Annotated in this window: 12 protein-coding genes; 7 read left to right on the top strand and 5 right to left on the bottom strand. The window is 62.8% G+C overall.

Annotated features, from left to right (window positions below):
- Positions 1 to 91 precede the first annotated feature (91 nt).
- From pimD to glpK, 4 genes are all read left to right on the top strand, one after another.
- Positions 92 to 1,234, top strand: a complete 1,143-nt coding sequence (pimD, locus tag CHC01_RS00705; protein WP_089261584.1) for a pimeloyl-CoA dehydrogenase small subunit — start codon at positions 92 to 94, stop codon at positions 1,232 to 1,234.
- Positions 1,235 to 1,436: 202 nt separating this feature from the next.
- Complete coding sequence (locus CHC01_RS00695; protein WP_089261580.1) at positions 1,437 to 2,207, top strand: SDR family NAD(P)-dependent oxidoreductase; 771 nt, start codon at positions 1,437 to 1,439, stop codon at positions 2,205 to 2,207.
- Between the two features lie 265 nt (positions 2,208 to 2,472).
- On the top strand, positions 2,473 to 3,675 hold the full coding sequence (locus CHC01_RS00690; protein ID WP_089261578.1) for an FAD-dependent oxidoreductase: 1,203 nt from the start codon (positions 2,473 to 2,475) through the stop codon (positions 3,673 to 3,675).
- 91 nt (positions 3,676 to 3,766) lie between these two features.
- Positions 3,767 to 5,266, top strand: a complete 1,500-nt coding sequence (gene glpK / locus CHC01_RS00685; RefSeq protein ID WP_089261576.1) for a glycerol kinase GlpK — start codon at positions 3,767 to 3,769, stop codon at positions 5,264 to 5,266.
- A 64-nt stretch (positions 5,267 to 5,330) separates the two neighbouring features.
- Here glpK and CHC01_RS00680 read toward each other — a convergent pair whose 3' ends face one another.
- The 3 genes from CHC01_RS00680 to metF form a co-directional block, all read right to left on the bottom strand.
- Positions 5,331 to 5,579: a hypothetical protein gene (locus CHC01_RS00680; protein ID WP_089261574.1), complete on the bottom strand. Its 249-nt coding sequence runs from the start codon at positions 5,577 to 5,579 to the stop codon at positions 5,331 to 5,333.
- Between the two features lie 632 nt (positions 5,580 to 6,211).
- Positions 6,212 to 10,051: a methionine synthase gene (gene metH, locus CHC01_RS00675; RefSeq protein WP_089261572.1), complete on the bottom strand. Its 3,840-nt coding sequence runs from the start codon at positions 10,049 to 10,051 to the stop codon at positions 6,212 to 6,214.
- A gap of 4 nt (positions 10,052 to 10,055) precedes the next feature.
- Positions 10,056 to 10,955, bottom strand: a complete 900-nt coding sequence (gene metF, locus CHC01_RS00670; protein ID WP_089261570.1) for a methylenetetrahydrofolate reductase [NAD(P)H] — start codon at positions 10,953 to 10,955, stop codon at positions 10,056 to 10,058.
- A 411-nt stretch (positions 10,956 to 11,366) separates the two neighbouring features.
- On the opposite strand from metF, the gene CHC01_RS00665 reads away from it, so the two are divergent.
- From CHC01_RS00665 to CHC01_RS00655, 3 genes are all read left to right on the top strand, one after another.
- Positions 11,367 to 12,383 carry an LLM class flavin-dependent oxidoreductase gene (locus tag CHC01_RS00665; RefSeq protein ID WP_089261568.1) on the top strand — a complete coding sequence of 339 codons (1,017 nt, stop codon included), beginning with the start codon at positions 11,367 to 11,369 and terminating at the stop codon, positions 12,381 to 12,383.
- Positions 12,384 to 12,422: 39 nt separating this feature from the next.
- The gene (locus CHC01_RS00660) at positions 12,423 to 12,869 is read left to right on the top strand and encodes a VOC family protein (RefSeq protein WP_089261566.1); all 447 of its coding nucleotides are present in this window, start codon (positions 12,423 to 12,425) and stop codon (positions 12,867 to 12,869) included.
- Positions 12,870 to 12,946: 77 nt separating this feature from the next.
- Positions 12,947 to 13,357 (top strand): YciI family protein, encoded by a 411-nt coding sequence (locus CHC01_RS00655; RefSeq protein WP_089261564.1) that lies wholly within the window; start codon positions 12,947 to 12,949, stop codon positions 13,355 to 13,357.
- Positions 13,358 to 13,366: 9 nt separating this feature from the next.
- Here CHC01_RS00655 and CHC01_RS00650 read toward each other — a convergent pair whose 3' ends face one another.
- Complete coding sequence (locus tag CHC01_RS00650; protein ID WP_068736325.1) at positions 13,367 to 14,215, bottom strand: prephenate dehydratase; 849 nt, start codon at positions 14,213 to 14,215, stop codon at positions 13,367 to 13,369.
- Between the two features lie 45 nt (positions 14,216 to 14,260).
- Positions 14,261 to 15,001 (bottom strand): 3-deoxy-manno-octulosonate cytidylyltransferase, encoded by a 741-nt coding sequence (locus CHC01_RS00645; RefSeq protein WP_089261562.1) that lies wholly within the window; start codon positions 14,999 to 15,001, stop codon positions 14,261 to 14,263.
- Between the last annotated feature and the right edge of the window lie 169 nt (positions 15,002 to 15,170).

The raw sequence follows: 15,170 nt of genomic DNA, 5'->3' as shown, positions 1-15,170 counted from the left end.
TCGCCCTCGACCTCTCCCCGCAAGCGGCGAGAGGTTAGGGAGCTTAAACACATTCACACGCGCGTTACGCGCGATCCGAGAGAGAAAGACCATGGATTTTGATTTGTCGGAGGAGCAACGCCTCCTCAAGGACAGCGTCGACGGCCTGCTGAAATCGTCCTACGAATTCGAGGCCCGCAAGAAGTATCGCGCCGAGAAGGGCGGCTGGAGCCGCGATGTCTGGGGCAAGTTCGCCGAACAGGGCTTGCTCGGTCTGCCGTTCTCGGAAGACGACGGCGGCTTCGGTGCCGGTCCGATCGAGACCATGATCGTGATGGAAGCGCTGGGCCGCAATCTCGTGGTCGAGCCCTATCTCGACACGGTGGTGCTCGGCGGCGGCTTCCTGCGCCGCGCCTCGGCGGAGCAGCGTGCTGCGCATCTGCCCGGGATCATCGACGGCTCCAAGACCATGGCTTTCGCACAGGTCGAGCGTGATTCACGCTATGACCTCGGGGACATCAAGACGTCGGCCAAGAAGAGCGGTTCGGGCTACACGTTGTCCGGCGAGAAGTTCGTCGTCGGTCATGGCGACACCGCCGATACGCTGATCGTCACCGCGCGCACCGCCGGTGGCCAGCGCGATGCCAAGGGCGTTGGCGTGTTCCTGGTGCCCGCCAATGCCAAGGGCGTCGACATCAAGGGCTATGAGACGCAGGACGGCAGCCGCGCCGCCGATATCAAGCTGAACAATGTCGAGGTCGGCGCAGATGCTGCGATTGGCAATGCCGAGGATGGCTTGTCGATCGTCAATCAGGTCGTCGATGACGCGCGCATCGCACTGTGCGCCGAAGCGGTCGGCGCGATGGAAGAAGCGCTGAAGATCTCCGTCGAATACATCAAGGAGCGCAAGCAGTTCGGCGTCGCCATCGGCTCGTTCCAGGCGCTGCAGCACCGTGCGGCCGACATGTTCACCGCGCTGGAGACCGCGCGCAGCATGTCGTTCCTGGCCTCGATGGCGTCGAGCTTCACCGATCTCGACGAACGCACCAAGACGGTCGCCGCTGCCAAGGTGCAGATCGGCCGCTCCGCGCGCTTCGTCGGCCAGGGCGGCGTGCAGCTGCATGGCGGCGTCGGCGTGACCATGGAGTACAAGATCGGCCACTACTTCAAGCGGCTGACCATGATCGAGCAGCAGTTCGGCGATGCCGATTATCACCTGCGCCGCGTCGCGCAGGCGGGCGGGATCACGGAGTAACTCTGCTCTTAACCTCTCCCCGCTTGCGGGGAGAGGTCGGATTGCGAAGCAATCCGGGTGAGGGGGACTCTCCACGCGCTCATGAAGTCGTGGAGAGTCCCCCTCATCCGACGCGCTACGCGCATTCGAGCCACCTTCTCCCCGCATGCGGGGAGAAGGAATGCGCCATCGCTAAAATCAATCAACATCAAGGAGACCGCCCGTGAAAAACCCCTTCGATCTCACCGGCAAGGTCGCCGTCATCACCGGGTCCAGCCGCGGCATCGGCAAGGCCTCCGCGGAATTGCTCGCCAGCCTCGGTGCCAAGGTTGTCGTCTCCAGCCGCAAGGCCGATGCCTGTCAGGCCGTGGTCGATGGCATCAAGGCCAATGGCGGCGATGCCCATGTCATTCCCTGCAACATCTCGCGCCGCGATGAAGTCGAAGCTTTAATCGACGGCACGGTGAAGCATTACGGCCCGATCGATATTCTGGTCTGCAACGCCGCGGTGAATCCCTATTACGGGCCGCTGCTCGATATTGCGGACGAAGCCTTCGACAAGATCATGGGCTCCAACGTCAAGAGCAACATCTGGCTCTGCGCCAAGGCGATCCCGGCAATGGCCGAGCGCGGCAAGGGCTCTGTCGTCATCATCTCATCCATCGGCGGTCTGCGCGGGTCCACGGTGATTGGCGCCTACGGCATCTCCAAAGCTGCCGACTTCTCCCTGTGTCGCAGCCTCGCCGGCGAATGGGGACCGAAGGGCGTGCGCGTCAATTGCATCGCGCCTGGACTGGTGAAGACCGACTTCGCGAAAGCGCTGTGGGAAGACGAGGCCAATCTCAAGCGCCGCACCGCGACCACGCCGCTGCGCCGGATCGGCGAGCCCCACGAGATCGCCGGTGCCGTCGCCTATCTCGGCTCGGATTCCTCCACCTTCATGACCGGCCAGACCATCGTCATCGACGGCGGCGTGACGACCGCATCGGTGTGACGTCCTTACCCTCCCCTGAAGGGGAGGGTCGATGAACGCGTAGCGTTCGTCGGGGTGGGGTGAAGCCACAGACGCTGTCGCCCGCAGCTTCACCCCACCCCGCCTCTCACCGCGCTGGCGCGATGATCGTCGACCCTCCCCCTGCAGGGGAGGGTAAGAAATCCCGCGAAATAAACCTCCGGCGGTAGCCACTTGCCGCCTGCCTCAATCCTTTCCCGTTTTTTAACACTTCGGGCGCACGGATAGCCGCAGCTGGAGAGTTCCCGTGCGGCAGACGGATATCGCGATCATTGGTGGGGGCCTCGCCGGGTCGACGGCTGCGGCGATGCTCGGTCGCGCCGGTGTGTCTGCGATCCTGATCGAACCGCATCAGGTCCATCCCCCCGAACTCCGCTGCGAGAAGATCAGCGGCGGCGTCCAGCTCGAGCGGCTCCGCAAGACAGGCCTCGTCGATGCGGTGCTCGGCGCCGCCACCCATGACGACGAGATCTGGATCGCGCGTTTCGGCCGCGCGATCGACAAGCGCCCCAGCCAGCAGCACGGCTTTCTCTACGACACGCTGGTCAATACCGTGCGTGGCCAGATCCCGTCATCTGTCGAGACCATTCACGCCAAGGCGACGTCGATCGCCACATCGGATGACCGTCAGACCATCGGCCTGTCCAATGGCGAGGAGATTTCCGCGCGTCTCGTTGTGCTCGCCAACGGCGCCAGCGTCAGCCTGCGCAATCAGCTCAATATCGGCCGCCCGGTCATCTCGGCCAATCATTCGATCTCGGTGGGTTTCGATATCGCGCCCGTCGGCCGTGAACGTTTTGCCTTTCCGGCGCTGACCTACTTTGCCGAAACGACGGTTCATCGCACCGCCTATGTCACGCTGTTTCCCATTGGCAAGACCATGCGCGGCAACCTGTTCGTCTATCGCGAGACCGACGATCCCTGGATTCGCCAGATGCGCCGGACGCCCGAGGCGGCGCTTGACGCCTGCCTGCCGAAACTGCGTGCGCTGATCGGCGACTACAAGATATCCGGCGATATCAGGATCCGCCCGATTGATCTCTATGAGAGCGACAATGTGGTCCAGCCCGGTGTCGTGCTGGTTGGCGATGCCTTTGCCTCGCCGTGCCCGGGCAGCGGCACCGGCACCGACAAGGTGTTCACCGATGTCGCGCAGCTTTGCAGCGTACACATCCCGAACTGGCTCGCGACCGATGGCATGGGCGCCGACAAGATCGCGCAATATTACGCCGATCCTCTGAAACTGGAATGCGACGCCTGGGCCACCGGCAAGGCGTTCAAGCTGCGCTCAGTCACTGTCGAGAATTCGCTGTATTGGCGCGCGCAGCGCTGGGCGCGTTTCTTCGGCCGGCTCGGCGAGGGCATGGTGCGCCGGGCCCGCGAGACGCTGCCGCGCGAACTGGCGATGGTCGCGTCTGCTCTGGTCATGATGATCGACTCGGCGACCTGACCGCCGGCGCTGCCGCTTGACGCGCCCGCGCTAATCCGGTTGCCTGCGCCTCCCAACACAACGCGACCACAATCTTTCGGGAAGAAACGTCATGTCTTTCGTGATGGCCATCGATCAGGGCACCACATCCTCGCGCGCGATGATCTTTCGCGCCGACATCTCGATCGCGGCCTCCGCGCAGCAGGAATTCCCGCAGCATTTCCCGGCCTCCGGCTGGGTCGAGCATGAGCCGGAGGATATCTGGACCTCGACGCTGGCCGTTTGCCGCGAGGCGATGAAGAAGGCCGACGTTACCGCGAAGGATATTGCCGCGATCGGCATCACCAATCAGCGCGAGACCGTGGTGGTGTGGGATCGCGTCACCGGGCAGGCCGTGCACCGCGCCATCGTCTGGCAGGACCGCCGCACCGCGGAGATCTGCGCCCAGATGAAGGCCGACGGCCATGAGCCGTTGATCACGCAAAAGACAGGTCTGATCATCGACCCGTATTTCTCCGGCACCAAAGTGGCGTGGATTCTCGATCATGTCCCCGGCGCGCGCGACCGCGCCGAGCGCGGCGAATTGCTGTTCGGCACCGTCGATTGCTATCTGCTGTGGCGGCTCACGGCGGGCAGGGTGCACGCCACCGACGCCACCAATGCCTCGCGCACGCAGTTGTTCAACATCCACACCGGTGAATGGGACGATGAGCTGCTGAAGCTGCTGCGCGTGCCCAAGGCGATGCTGCCCAGGGTGCAGGACTCTTCGTCGGATTTCGGCAGCACCGATCTGTTCGGTGGCACGATCATCATCGGCGGCATTGCCGGGGATCAGCAGGCTGCAACCATCGGGCAGGCCTGTTTCGCGCCGGGCATGATCAAGTCGACTTATGGCACCGGCTGTTTTGCGCTGCTCAACACCGGCACGACGCCGGTGCAATCGAAGAACAAGCTGCTCACAACCGTGGCGTATCAACTCAACGGCGTGCGCACCTATGCGCTGGAAGGTTCGATCTTCGTTGCCGGCTCCGCCGTGCAGTGGCTGCGTGACGGGCTCGGCATCATCAAGAGCGCGGCCGAAAGCGGGCCGCTCGCTGATCAGAACGATTCTTCGCAATCGGTCTATCTGGTCCCGGCCTTTGTCGGCCTCGGCGCGCCTTACTGGAATCCCGATGTGCGCGGAGCGCTGTTCGGACTGACGCGCAACACCGGCCCGGCCGAACTCGCCCATGCCGCGCTGGAAAGCGTCTGCTATCAGACGAGGGATCTCTATGCGGCGATGCGTGCTGACTGGCCCGATGTCTCCGCTGCGACTGTCGTGCTGCGCGTCGATGGCGGCATGACCGCATCGGACTGGACCATGCAGCGTCTCGCCGATCTCCTGAATGCACCAGTCGATCGCCCGATGATCCAGGAAACCACCGCGCTGGGTGCTGCCTATCTCGCCGGTCTCACGGCCGGCGTATTTCCGGAGCCTGCCAAATTCGCCGACAACTGGCGGCTCGAACACCGCTTCAAGCCGGCCATGAGCGAAGCCACACGGACACGAAAACTGAAGGGCTGGGCGCAGGCAGTGAAGGGGGTATTGGCGAGCGATCCGGGGAAAGATTGAAAGCTTGCTCACCAAACAGAAAGAGCCGCCTGTGCGGCGGCTCCTATGATGGTCATGTCAGATTCTAGCGCCAGCCGCGATGCCGTCCGCGCGACCAGCCATAATGATGGCCGCGCCCGCGGCCCCAGCCGTAATGATGTCCACGCCCGCCGCGGTGCATGCCATGATGTCCGCCGCCATGGCCACGAATCTGGATGATGTCGCTGGCGGTGCTCGCAGGTGCAAGCCCACCGACCGGCATGGCGTTCGCTGGAAGCATCAGGCCCAGACCCAGGAGTGCCGCGGCTGCCGTCGCGATCATGGTACGTTTCATTTCAACCCTCCAAACGCAAATATTGCGCATACGACAAGCTGCGGCCTTCCTGATCGTTCCGTCGCCACGGGATTGAAACGATAACTTTGCCGGGACCGGAATTCGTCGCGGCGGTGGTAGAGAGAAAATAATCCCTCGCGCCATATTGACGAAAATCCTATATGGGCCTATATGCCTTTTATTCCGTTCGCGAGGGGCGCTTCTAGAGGCGTCTTGAGGTGGAACAGGGATGCGGCGCCTGCGGGTGTGGGGTGACGTACCCTGCGCACTTGGGAGGCCCTGGGTCACCGTCCGACCCCACTACGGGGGTCTGCCACTCATGCTGGCTGGACGTGGCATTGGTGAACGGCGGGAAACCGTCGGGATCAGCGGAGTGCGGAGCTCTGCGCCTTTGCCCGGAAGAACGGTCCCGGGGACAGAAATCGCCGCGGTGGCGCGCCGTGAGGCGTTGCGCGGTTGCAGCTTGCCGGCGTTCCGGTGGAGCGGATCGCGATAAAACCACCCTTTGCGCCTCACGGCGCGCCGCCACCCCTCATGTTTCGAGGGGCACTGCTCATACCTCGGACGCGCAAGCGCCGCGAGAATGCGAGAGCTTGGCTGTTTGACAAGCGCATCCTGCGACTTGCAAAGCGCTACTTCGCTCCGACCTTCTTGCCGCGATACATCAGATGCACCGCGCAGTTACATCCCGGCGGATGGGTCGCGAGTTCGTCATTGGCAGGCGCGGGTACGGCGACCGGCGCAGGCTCGGCACCCGGAATGTAGTTCAGCACCGGCGCCAGCCAACGTTCCACCTCGGCCACGCTCATGTTCTTGCGCGCGGCATATTCCTCGACCTGATCGCGCTCGATCTTGCCGACGCCGAAATAATAGCTCTCGGGATGGCTGAAATAGAGCCCGGACACCGACGAGCCCGGCCACATGGCGTAGCTTTCGGTGAGTGTTACGCCCGCAGTGTTCTCCGCATCGAGCAATTTGAAGATCGTCGCCTTCTCGGTGTGATCGGGCTGTGCGGGATAGCCGGGAGCAGGGCGGATGCCCTGATACTTCTCCAGGATCAGGTCGTCGGTCGAGATGTTCTCGTCCGGCGTATAGGCCCAGAACTCCTTGCGCACGCGCTCATGCATGCGTTCTGCAAAGGCTTCGGCGAGACGGTCGGCCAGTGCCTTGCACAGGATCGACGAGTAGTCGTCATTGGCGTTCTTGAAGCGATCGGCGATAATATCCTCGCCGATGCCCGCGGTGACGACGAAGCCGCCGATATAATCCGGCACATTCGAGGTCTTCGGCGCGATGAAGTCGGAGAGCGCTGCGTTGAAGCGGCCCTCGCGCTTCTCGAGCTGCTGGCGCAACGTGTAGAGCGTAGCAATCTCGGTTGAGCGGGTGTCATCCGCATAGAGGCGGATGTCGTCGCCCACGGCGTTGGCGGGCCAGAAGCCGATGGTTGCCCTCGCCGTGAACCACTTCTCCTCGACGATCTGCTTGAGCATCTTCTGCGCATCGGCATAGAGCGACGTCGCGACTTCGCCGACCACGCTATCGGTGAGGATGCCGGGGAAACGGCCGGACAGTTCCCAGGTCTGGAAGAACGGCGTCCAGTCGATATAGGCAGCAAGCTCTTCGAGCGAATAATCGCTGAAAGTCCGGATGCCCAGGAAGGTCGGCTTGCGCACCGTCTTGCTGAAGTCCGCGACATGCGCGTTGGCGCGCGCTGCGATGAGCGAGAGGCGCTTCTTGTCCTGCTGCGCACGGAAATGCGCGGCAGAAATCTTCGCATAATCGGCGCGCACCTCGGCCGCATAGGCGACGCTCTTCTCAGGCGACAGCAGCGACGAGGCAACGCCCACGGCGCGGCTGGCATCGTTGACATGCACCACGGCGCCGGCGCGGTAGTTCGGATCGATCTTCACCGCGGTATGCACACGGCTGGTCGTCGCGCCGCCGATCAGCAGCGGCATCTTCAGACCCTGCCGTTCCATCTCGCCGGCCAGGAACGTCATCTCATCGAGCGACGGCGTGATCAGGCCGGACAGGCCGATAATGTCGGCGCCTTCGGCCTTGGCGGTGTCGATGATCTTCGATGCCGGCACCATGACGCCGAGATCGATGACCTCGAAATTGTTGCACTGGAGCACGATGCCGACAATGTTCTTGCCGATGTCGTGGACATCGCCCTTCACCGTGGCGAGCACGATCTTGCCGGCATTCTTGCGGCCATCGCCGGTGATCCCTGCGGCGAGATTGTCGGCCTTCTCCTGCTCCATGAACGGCATCAGGTAGGCCACCGCCTGCTTCATCACGCGGGCCGACTTCACCACCTGCGGCAGGAACATCTTTCCGTCGCCGAACAGGTCGCCGACGATATTCATGCCGGCCATCAGCGGGCCCTCGATGACGTGCAGCGGACGCGCCACGGTCAGGCGTGCAGCTTCGGTGTCCTCGTCGATATATTGGGTGATGCCGTGCACCAGCGCGTGGCTCAGCCGCTTCTCCACCGGCCATTCGCGCCAGGTGAGATCCTGTTCCTTGGCCTGCTTGGTCTGGCCGCGGAATTTCTCGGCGAGTTCGAGCAGCCGTTCGGAGGCGCCGGGATCGCGGTTGAGAATGACGTCCTCGCAGACCTGGCGCAGTTCGGGATCGATGTCGTCATAGACGATCATCTGGCCGGCATTGACGATGCCCATATCCATGCCCGCCTTGATGGCGTGATACAGGAACACCGAATGCATCGCTTCGCGAACCGGCTCGTTGCCGCGGAACGAGAAGGAGAGGTTGGAGACGCCGCCGGAGATATGCGCATGCGGCAGGTTCTGCCGGATCCAGCGCGTCGCCTCGATGAAGTCGACGCCGTAATTGTTGTGCTCTTCGAGGCCGGTCGCGATGGCGAAGATGTTCGGATCGAAGATGATGTCTTCCGGCGGGAAGTTCAGCTCACCTACCAGAATGTCGTAAGCGCGTTTGCAGATCTCGGTCTTGCGCGCGAATGTGTCGGCCTGGCCGACCTCGTCGAAGGCCATGACGACCACGGCGGCGCCATGGCGCTGCGCGATCTTGGCCTCATGGATGAACTTCTCCACGCCTTCCTTCATCGAGATCGAATTGACGATCGGCTTGCCCTGAACGCATTTCAGGCCGGCTTCGATGACATTGAATTTCGACGAGTCGACCATCACCGGCACGCGGGCGATGTCCGGCTCGGAGGCGACCAGATGGAGGAACTCGACCATCGCGGCTTCGGAATCCAGCAGGCCTTCGTCCATATTGACGTCGATGACCTGCGCGCCGTTCTCGACCTGGTCGCGCGCCACCTGCAGCGCGGCGGTGTAGTCGCCGGCGGTGATCAGCTTGCGGAATTTAGCCGAGCCAGTGACGTTGGTGCGCTCGCCGACATTGACGAAGGGAATCGCCGAGGTCAGTTCGAACGGCTCCAGACCTGACAGGCGCAGGAGCGGTGCGATCTCCGGCACGACGCGCGGCTTGTGCGGCGCGACGGCCTTGGCGATGGCCGCGATATGATCCGGCGTGGTGCCGCAGCAGCCGCCGACCACATTGACGAGGCCGCTGGCAGCGAACTCGCCGATCAGCCCCGCCATGAATTCCGGGCTCTCGTCATACTGGCCGAATTCGTTGGGCAGGCCGGCATTCGGATAGGCGCATACGAGGGTATCGGCGACGCGGCCGATATCGGCGATATGCGCGCGCAGGTCTTCGGCGCCGAGGGCGCAATTGAAGCCAATGGTGGCTGGCCTCGCGTGCTTCACCGAATTCCAGAACGCTTCCGGCATCTGGCCTGACAACAGGCGACCTGACTTGTCGGTGATGGTTCCGGAGATCATCACGGGCACGTCGATGCCGCGCGCCTCGCAGATTTCGGCAATGGCATAGAGCGCCGCCTTGGCGTTCAGCGTGTCGAAGATGGTTTCGACCAGCAGGAGGTCGGCGCCGCCGTCAAGCAAACCGTTGATCTGCTCGCTATAGGCGATGCGCAGATCGTCGAAGGTCACCGCACGATAGCCGGGATTGGCGACATCCGGTGAGATCGAGGCGGTGCGGTTGGTCGGGCCGATGGCGCCGGCGACGAAGCGTGGCTTGCCGTCCTCGGCAGCGACGGTAATGGCAGCGTTCTTGGCGAGCCGCGCGCCTTCGCGGCTCATCTCATAGGCGATGTCCTGCAGGTCGTAATCGGCCTGCGCGATCGAGGTCGAGGAGAAGGTGTTGGTGGCGACGATGTCGGCACCGGCGCGCAGATATTGCGCGTGGATGTCCTCGATGGCGTCGGCCTGGGTCAGGATCAACAGGTCGTTATTGCCGCGGAGGTCGCGGTGGAAATTCTTGTAGCGCTCACCGCGGAATGCGGCCTCGTCGAATTGCAGACCCTGGATCATAGTGCCCATGGCACCGTCGAGCACGAGAATGCGCTCGGCAGCGGCGGCAAGCAGTTCGGTACGCTTCGGCGAAACGGGTACGGACATGAGATCAGGCAGCTTTCTGCGCGCCGTTCGGCCGGAAGCCCAACAGGTGACTAATGGCGAAAACGAGATCGGCGCGGTTCATCGTGTAGAAATGGAAATCGGAGACGCCCTGCTTGGCGAGCTTCTGCACCTGGCCAGCGGCCACGGTGGTGGCTACCAGTTTGCGTGTCTCGGCATCGTTATCGAGGCCGTCGAACTTGGCGGTGAGCCAGTCGGGCACTGTGGTGCCAGCACGGGTGACGAAGGCTCTCGCCTGCTTGAAATTATGCATCGGCATGATGCCGGGCAGCACCGGGATATCGATGCCGCGGGCGCGGACCTTGTCGAGGTAGCGGAAATACAGGTCGTTATCGAAGAACACCTGGGTGATGGCGCGAGTCGCGCCGGCATCGACTTTCGCCTTTAGTGTATCGATGTCAGCATCGAAGTCGGCGCTCTCGGGATGCTTCTCCGGATAGGCGGAGACGGTGACGTCGATATCGGGATAGCGGTTGCGGATGCTGGCGACCAGATCGGCGGAGGTCTTGTAACCGTCGGGGTGCGGTATATATTCCGTACCGATGCCCGTGGTCGGATCGCCGCGCAGGGCCACGATGTGGCGAACGCCGGCCTCATGATAGCGGGTTACGACATCGTCGATTTCGCTTTTCGGCGCGCCGACGCAGGTCAGATGCGCCGCCGGGGTGAGGGCGGTCTCCTTGAGCAGACGGACGATGGTGGCGTGGGTGCGCTCGCGCGTCGACCCACCGGCGCCATAGGTCACCGACACGAAGGACGGGTTCAGCGGCGCCAGGCGCTCAATGGTGTCCCACAGGGTGCGGTCCATCTCCTCGGTCTTCGGCGGGAAGAACTCGAAGGAGATATTGGGAAGCTTGGTGGGGGTGGCCGGGTTGATCTCGGTCATCGCGTCGAACTCCACCGCATGAAGCGGTACCGGTTGTCTCTGGCGCCAAGCCCTGGGGACTTTGGCTGCACTGCACAAAGATAGGCTATGGTCGGTGACTGAAATAGCCCATCTGGAGCGGTTTTAGGGTGGGAATTGGCCCAACTAAGGGCAGATATCTCGCGTAATTTTCCTCGTTAGAATACAAGTGGGCAGCGCCAGTTTCTCGCAAAACTACCAGAATATGGCTGTAAATAGCCAATGTAGCCACTTCGATCTATAGACGATGTATGTGGGCAAATGTCGTGTAATTATTCTTATATCAGAATTCATCCCACGAGAGGCGGCCCTTGCTGCGGTCGGCGTTTGGGGGAGGCGTCGGTGGCCCAAAACGCTCTTTGCCCTCTCCGGCGCAGGCACTAGCTTGGCGCCATGATCCCATTGTCCATTCTCGACCTCTCGGTCGTCACGTCAGGCACGCCGCCCGCGGGCGCGCTCCGCAACAGCATCGATCTGGCCAAACATGCCGATCGCCTCGGCTATGTCCGCTACTGGCTGGCCGAGCACCACAACCTCGCTTCGGTGGCGAGCCCCGCACCGGAGATCATGATCGGGCAGATCGCCGCGGTAACGCAGCATATCCGCGTCGGGTCTGGCGGCGTGATGCTGCCGAACCATGCGCCGCTGATGGTGGCCGAGCGCTTCAAGATGCTGGAGGCGCTGTTTCCCGGCCGGATCGATCTCGGTCTCGGCCGTGCGCCGGGCACCGATGGTGCGACGGCCTACGCGCTGCGCAACCGTCTTGCCGGCCGCGAAGGCGATGATTTCCTCGAGCGACTGAGCGAGCTTGTACTGTGGGAGACGCGGCAATTCCCGGAAGGTCATCCCTATAACAACGTCGTGGCGATGCCGAATGACGTGCCGCTGCCGCCGCTCTGGCTGCTCGGCTCCAGCGACTACAGTTCGGATCTCGCTGCGCAGGTCGGCATGGGTTTCGCTTTCGCCCACCATTTTGCATCCCACGACGCCGCCGACGCGATGGTGCACTACCGCGCGCGCTTCAAGTCCTCCAGCTGGCGGCAAGCACCGCATGCGATTCTCGCGGTCGCAGTGATTTGTGCGGAGACGGATACCGAGGCCGAGCGGCTGGCGTCGTCAGCCGATCTCAATCGCCTGCGCCGCGACCGCGGCGAATATGCGCCGCTGCCAAGCGTAGAGGAGGCGCTGGCCTATCCCTATAGCGACAGCGAGAAGATGAAGGTCGCACGCAACCGTTCGCGACTGTTCGTCGGCAGCCCGTCGACAGTCATGGAAAAGCTGCAGCCGCTCGTCAGCGAATGCCAGGCCGATGAGTTGATGGTCATTACCGCGATGTATGATCATGAGGCGCGGAAGCGGTCCTATGATCTGTTGGCGGATGTATTTCAATTGCAGAGAGCAGCAGCCTAGGCGCAGCGAGCTTAGCGAGCGCCGCGACAATGGGAGGGGATGATGGCGCCTCTGGTAACACCGCGTGGCCTTGGCGAAGTTGTTCTGCGTGTCAGCGATATGCCGCGCGCGGTCAGTTTCTATCGAGATGTCCTTGGCCTCACTCCGCTGCGCGCCTTCGACGATCGGATCGTGTTTCTCAAGGTGGAGGATGGCTTTGAAGGCCATCACCGTATTATCGGCCTTTTCAGGGCCGATCAGCCGTCCAATCGTGACGACACGAAATGGTCCGCTCCCGATTTGCGGGCACCCACTCTGCATCACCTTGCGCTAGAGATTGCGTTATCGGACTATCAGCCTGCTCTCGATGCCCTGACGAAGGCGGGTTTCAAGCCGAACACCTACGAACACCGATGGATCGGCTGGCGCTCCATTTACGTCACCGATCCGGACGGCAATATCGTCGAGTTGGTTGCGGTGGATGCGTCAATTTGCGAGGCATCGTAAAGTTTCGAGAGGAATGTCGGGGTCGGGACTGCCGAAACGTCCTTGGGGCGGCGCCATCATTACACCGAGGTAAACCTATGCTCTATGCAATTCTGGCCTATCACGTCGAAGACGTCGTCGTGTCCTGGACCGCCGACGAAGACACTGCAGTGATGGCCAATCTTCATGAGCTTCACGAGAAGCTGACGGCCGACGGCCGGATGGGGCCGGCTGCGCGTCTCGGAGGTACCAAGGGTGCATTCACCTTGCGCGGACCCGGCGCTGGCGTGATCATCGACGGTCCTTTTGCCGAGACCAAGGAGCAGTTGCTCGGCTTCTATGTCGTCGATTGTGCGACCCGTGAGGACGCCGTCGCAACCGCGCGCGATCTGCGCCGCGTCAATCCGACTGCGGTCTATGAAATCCGTCCGGTTCAGCTATTTCTGCCCGGATCGCCCATGGCGGCGACGCATGCGCTGACCGATCACGTCCGGCCGGCGTCGTCCTGAACTTGCCGGTTACGAGGTCGGTTCGCCGAAGGTCGCGCGGAAAGGATGCGCCGGATAGACGCCGACGATCCTGAATTCGCGTGAGAAGAACTTCAGCTCTTCGAGCGCGAAAGCGAGGTTGCGGTCATCCGGATGACCGTCGACATCGGCGTAGAACTGCGTGGCGAAGAACTCGCCGTCGACCATGTAGCTTTCCAGCTTGGTCATGTTGACGCCGTTGGTGGCGAAGCCGCCGAGTGCCTTGTAGAGCGCCGCAGGAAGGTTGCGGACGCGGAAAACAAAACTGGTGACCAGCGGTTCGGAGCCCTGCGGCGCCCATTTGGCGTCTTTGGAAAGGATGACGAAACGCGTGGTGTTGTGATCCTCGTCCTCGACGTCCTCGGCGAGAATTTCGAGCCCGTAGATATCTGCCGCGAGCCGTGAGGCCAGCGAGGCGCAGCTCTTGTCGCCGCGTTCGGCAATCGCGCGGGCCGAGCCGGCGGTGTCGGCGGCGACGATGGCCTTGATGCCGAGCTTGCGAATGATGCGGCGGCACTGGCCGAGCGCGTGGACGTGGCTTTCCACCGTCTTGATGTCGGTGAGCTTCGCGCCGGGCAGCGCCATCATCTGGTGGTGAATGGGCAGAAACCACTCACCGACGATATGCAGGCCCGACTGCGGCAGCAGATGGTGGATGTCGGCGACGCGGCCGGCGATCGAGTTCTCGATCGGAATCATGCCTAGATCGGCCTCGCCCGAGGTGATCGCGGCCAGCGCATCCTCGAAGGTGGCGCAGGGCAGCGGCTCGGCATTCGGAAACGCCTCGACGATGGCGATATGGGAATTGGCGCCGGGCTCGCCCTGGAATGCGATCTTCATGATCTGATTTTGGGGAATGGTCATGGCGGGCCTTGTATCAGTCACTCAGGTTTTTGCCAGTAGCCGGCGGGCGGTTTCGAGATCCGCGGGCGTATCGACGCCGAGCGGGACGCTATCGACGATGGCGGCGTCGATCCGCATGCCGGCTTCCAGTGCGCGGAGCTGTTCGAGCTTTTCGCGTAGCTCCAGCGTCGACGGCGCGAGTTTGACGAAGCCTTCGAGCGCGGCGCGCCGATAGGCATAAAGCCCGATGTGATGGTAGCGGGGCCCGTCGCCATAGGGCGCCGTGGCTCGGGTGAAATACAGCGCACGCAGCCTGTCGGGCCCGGCTGGCGAGCCGATCAGCTTCACCACGCTCGGATTGGTATGTTCGTCATCCTTGTGGATCTCGGTCGCCAGGGTCGCGATGTCGACCGCGGGGTCGTCGAGCAGGCGGACCGCGGCGCTAATGTCGCCCGGCGGAATAGTGGGCAGGTCGCCCTGGACATTGACAATGGTCTGGACGTGCCCGGCCGGGTCCAGTTTGCACAGGGCCTCAAATATCCGGTCGGACCCTGACGGGTGGTCCGGGGAGGTCATGACCGCCTCGAAACCGTGGGCTTTAACGGCGTCCGCGATGTCGGCCGTATCGGTGGCGATGGCGACACGGCCCAGACCGGCCTCTTTGGCGCGTCGCGCCACATGCACGATCATCGGCAGCCCGCCAATATCGAGCAGCGGCTTGCCGGGCAGGCGGGTGGCCGCCATCCGGGCGGGAATGAGCACAAGGGTGCGTGTGTCTGTCATGTCAAAATCGGCTTGGATTCCAGTGATCTTCCCCCCGAAAAGTATGATGCACATCAAAGGGCGCGGCGTTTATACGGGTTGCCAGAGGATGGGCAAACCGTTATCTCAAAACGGCAGGCCCAAGGGCCGCAGGAACGTGATTCCTGAGTGTGTCGAGGCCGTTGGAGCG

It is taken from the genome of Tardiphaga sp. OK246, assembly GCF_900188215.1.
GTDB lineage: Bacteria > Pseudomonadota > Alphaproteobacteria > Rhizobiales > Xanthobacteraceae > Tardiphaga > Tardiphaga robiniae.
This window is presented reverse-complemented; position numbering and strand designations above follow the sequence as displayed.

What these genes read in the sequence shown, in the direction of transcription:
- pimD (WP_089261584.1), top strand. Translation starts at nt 92, where the DNA reads ATGGATTTTGATTTGTCGGAGGAGCAACGCCTCCTCAAGGACAGCGTC.
- glpK (WP_089261576.1), top strand. Translation starts at nt 3,767, where the DNA reads ATGTCTTTCGTGATGGCCATCGATCAGGGCACCACATCCTCGCGCGCG.
- CHC01_RS00680 (WP_089261574.1), bottom strand. Translation starts at nt 5,579, where the DNA reads ATGAAACGTACCATGATCGCGACGGCAGCCGCGGCACTCCTGGGTCTG.
- metH (WP_089261572.1), bottom strand. Translation starts at nt 10,051, where the DNA reads ATGTCCGTACCCGTTTCGCCGAAGCGTACCGAACTGCTTGCCGCCGCT.
- metF (WP_089261570.1), bottom strand. Translation starts at nt 10,955, where the DNA reads ATGACCGAGATCAACCCGGCCACCCCCACCAAGCTTCCCAATATCTCC.
- CHC01_RS00665 (WP_089261568.1), top strand. Translation starts at nt 11,367, where the DNA reads ATGATCCCATTGTCCATTCTCGACCTCTCGGTCGTCACGTCAGGCACG.
- CHC01_RS00660 (WP_089261566.1), top strand. Translation starts at nt 12,423, where the DNA reads ATGATGGCGCCTCTGGTAACACCGCGTGGCCTTGGCGAAGTTGTTCTG.
- CHC01_RS00655 (WP_089261564.1), top strand. Translation starts at nt 12,947, where the DNA reads ATGCTCTATGCAATTCTGGCCTATCACGTCGAAGACGTCGTCGTGTCC.
- CHC01_RS00650 (WP_068736325.1), bottom strand. Translation starts at nt 14,215, where the DNA reads ATGAAGATCGCATTCCAGGGCGAGCCCGGCGCCAATTCCCATATCGCC.
- CHC01_RS00645 (WP_089261562.1), bottom strand. Translation starts at nt 15,001, where the DNA reads ATGACAGACACACGCACCCTTGTGCTCATTCCCGCCCGGATGGCGGCC.